The organism is Actinomycetes bacterium, assembly GCA_036510875.1.
In the GTDB taxonomy this organism is placed as follows: Bacteria; Actinomycetota; Actinomycetes; order Prado026; family Prado026; genus DATCDE01.
Genome location: DATCDE010000219.1, coordinates 1 through 3188, shown reverse-complemented (window position 1 = coordinate 3188; position 3188 = coordinate 1). Strand labels below are relative to the sequence as shown.

The window sequence follows — 3188 nt, the reverse complement described above, 5'->3', positions numbered from 1 at the left end:
CTTGCGCGGGCCGGTCGGCGCTGGCTCTGCCGCCTCGGGTGCCGCCTCGGGTGCCGCCTCGGCGGCTGGGCTGGGCTGCGCAGCCGCGGTCATGGCGGCGGCCGGCAGGGGTGGCCCGGCCGGCCGGGAGGCCGCGCGTCGACGGCGTGGTGCGGCCGTCGTGGTGCTGATCTGGTCGGGTCCCTGGGCGTCGCCGTCGGAGGCTGCGCCGTTGGGACCGGTCGGCTCGGTGTCGAGCATCCGGCTGTCCTGTTCCGAGCTCCCGGGCGCTGGGTGGCGCCGCGCGGGAACGCTTGTCTCGATCGGTTCGCCCGGCGGACGGACCGAAACCTGTGGGTGGCCGATCGGGCCGGTCAGGCCCGGTCGGGAGCGAGCGGGTCGGCCACGTCGTCGCGAGCAGCGCCCAGCGGTCCCTGCGCCAGCCGGGTCACCCGGGGGGGCACCGGCGGCACGAGGTCGGCCACCTGACGCAACGCCGCGAGGACGTCGTCGGGTCGTACGGCAGGAGTGCTGTGCCGCACGACCACTCGCAGTATCGCACACGGTTCAGCGGTTGGGACGGGACCGGCCGGCGACGCGCCGTCCGCCACGGTGATCTGGACCAGGGCCCCCCGGGCATCGAACCGTCGGGGACCGGTCTTGGTCATCCGCTCCACCTCGACCAGCTCGGCGGCCAGCAGCGCGTCCACCGCGGCCGCTGCCTGCTGGACGTCGACCTGCGGCAGCTCCACCTGGTAGACGGAGGCCTCCAACCGGTCGGCCAGCGCCCCTGGACCCGCCTCGACCACCTCGAGGATGTCCAGCCCCGGGGGCAGCGAGGCATCGAGCGCCGTGCGCAGCCGCTCCGGGTCGCAGCGCTCGGTGACCGCAATCTCCACGTACTCGGCCTCGCTGGCCACCCCGGTCGGCGCCGCGTTCGCGTAGGAGATCTTCGGATGCGGGCTGAAGCCAGCGCTGTAGGCCATCGGCACCGAGGCCCGACGCAGCGCGCGCTCCAGCGCCCGCTGGAAGTCCCGGTGGGAGGAGAACCGGAGCCGACCCCGCTTGGCGTAGCGCAGCCGCAGCCGCTGGACGGCCAGTGGCGGCGGGGGGCCCTCGGGGCTGCGGGCCACGCTCAGGCCTGCACGAGCGGGTTGTGCCGGACGACGTCGAGCGGTAGCAGCTGGGCGGCGGTCGGTCCGACCTGGATCTCGGTGCCCATCTGCGGGCACACGCCACAGTCGTAGCACGGGGTCCACCGGCAGTCCTCGACCTCGACCTGGTCGAGCGCGTCCTGCCAGTCCTGCCAGAGCCACTCCTTGTCCAGGCCGCTGTCCAGGTGGTCCCACGGCAGCACCTCGGCGTAGCCGCGCTCACGGGTGGTGTACCAGTCCAGGTCAACCGGCTGGTCCGCCAGCGCCCGCTCCGACGCCGACGCCCATCGGTCGAAGGAGAAGTGCTCGCTCCAGCCGTCGAACCGGGCGCCGTCGGCCCAGACCTGCTCGATGACCGCGCCCACCCGGCGGTCGCCCCGGGACAGCAGGCCCTCGATGATGCCGGGCCGGCCGTCGTGGTAGCGGTAGCCGACCGCCTTGCCGTACTCGCGGTCGGCCCTCAGCGCGTCGCGCAGCAGGAGTAGCCGGGCGTCCGTGGTCTCGTGGTCCAGCTGCCCGGCCCACTGGAACGGCGTGTGCGGCTTGGGCACGAAGCCGCCGATGGACACGGTGCACCGGATGTCCCGGCGGCCGCTGACCGAGCGGCCGGTGCGGATCACCTCGGCGGCGAGCCGGGCGATCTGCAGGACGTCCTCATCGGTCTCGGTGGGCAGCCCACACATGAAGTACAGCTTGACCTGCCGCCAGCCGTTGCCGTACGCCGTGGCGACGGTGCGGATCAGGTCCTCCTGGGTGACCATCTTGTTGATCACCCGGCGCATCCGCTCGGACCCGCCCTCGGGAGCGAAGGTCAGCCCGGAGCGCCGACCGCCCCGGGACAGCTCGTTGGCCAGGTCGATGTTGAACGCGTCCACCCGGGTGGACGGCAGCGAGAGCCCGGTGTTCGTCCCCTCGTACCGGTCCGCCAGACCGTGCGCGATGTCCTTGATCTCGGAGTGATCGGCGCTGGACAGCGACAGCAACCCGACCTCCTCGAAACCGGTCGCAGCGAGCCCCTGCTCGACCATCGCGCCGACCCCGGTGATGGACCGCTCACGTACCGGGCGGGTGATCATGCCGGCCTGGCAGAACCGGCAGCCGCGGGTGCAGCCGCGGAAGATCTCCACGCTCATGCGCTCGTGCACCGTCTCCGCCAGCGGCACCAGCGGGGTCTTCGGGTACGGCCACTCGTCCAGGTCCATCAGCGTGTGCTTGCCCACCCGCCACGGGACCCCTGGCCGGTTCGGTGCGACCCGCTGGATGCGTCCGTCCGACAGGTAGCTGACGTCGTAGAACGCGGGCACGTAGACCGCGCCGGAGCGGGCCAGTCGCAGCAGCAGTTCCTCCCGGCCGCCGGGGGCGCCCTCGGCCTTCCACTGCCCCACGATCCGGCTGACCTCCAGCGCCGCCTGCTCGCCGTCCCCGAGCACCGCGGCGTCGACGAAGTCGGCGACCGGCTCCGGGTTGAAGGCCGCGTGCCCGCCCGCCACGACCACCGGATGGGTGACGTCACGGTCGGTCGCGTGCAGCGGGATGCCCGCGAGGTCGAGCGCGGTGAGCAGGTTGGTGTAGCCGAGCTCGGTCGAGAAGCTCACCCCGAGCAGGTCGAAGGCGCCGACCGGCCGGTGGCTGTCGACGGTGAACTGCGGGACCCCGTGCGCCCGCATCAATGCCTCGAGGTCCGGCCAGACGCTGTAGGTGCGCTCGGCGAGCACGCCGTCGGCGTCGTTGAGCACCTCGTAGAGGATCTGCACCCCCTGGTTGGGCAGCCCGACCTCGTACGCGTCGGGGTACATCAGCGCCCAGCGCACCGGGTTCTCCGCCCAGTCCTTGCTGCGGGCGTTCAGCTCACCGCCGACGTACTGGATCGGCTTGTGCACCAGCGGCAGCAGGGCTTCCAGCTGCGGGAACACGCTTTCGACCGACGGTTCGGTGCGCATGGGGGGACCCTCCGGCAGACAGGGTGGGACGACGCGAGCTGGGACCACGTTACGCGTAGCGGCGCACGTGCACGTTCTGCAGCAGGCCGACGGCCATCAGGTTGGCGAACATCGA

Annotated in this window: 3 protein-coding genes; all 3 read right to left on the bottom strand. The window is 72.6% G+C overall.

The window, feature by feature from the left end; genetic code table 11:
- Window positions 1-240 (bottom strand): hypothetical protein (locus tag VIM19_12810; protein HEY5185756.1); only part of this gene is annotated, 240 nt, incomplete at its 3' end.
- 113 nt (window positions 241-353) lie between these two features.
- Complete coding sequence (locus VIM19_12805; GenBank protein ID HEY5185755.1) at window positions 354-1112, bottom strand: TIGR03936 family radical SAM-associated protein; 759 nt, start codon at window positions 1110-1112, stop codon at window positions 354-356.
- A 2-nt stretch (window positions 1113-1114) separates the two neighbouring features.
- Window positions 1115-3073, bottom strand: a complete 1959-nt coding sequence (locus tag VIM19_12800) for a TIGR03960 family B12-binding radical SAM protein (GenBank protein HEY5185754.1) — start codon at window positions 3071-3073, stop codon at window positions 1115-1117.
- Between the last annotated feature and the right edge of the window lie 115 nt (window positions 3074-3188).

Excerpts from the sequence above, each read along its gene's own strand:
- VIM19_12800 (HEY5185754.1), bottom strand. The coding sequence starts at position 3,073 with ATGCGCACCGAACCGTCGGTCGAAAGCGTGTTCCCGCAGCTGGAAGCC.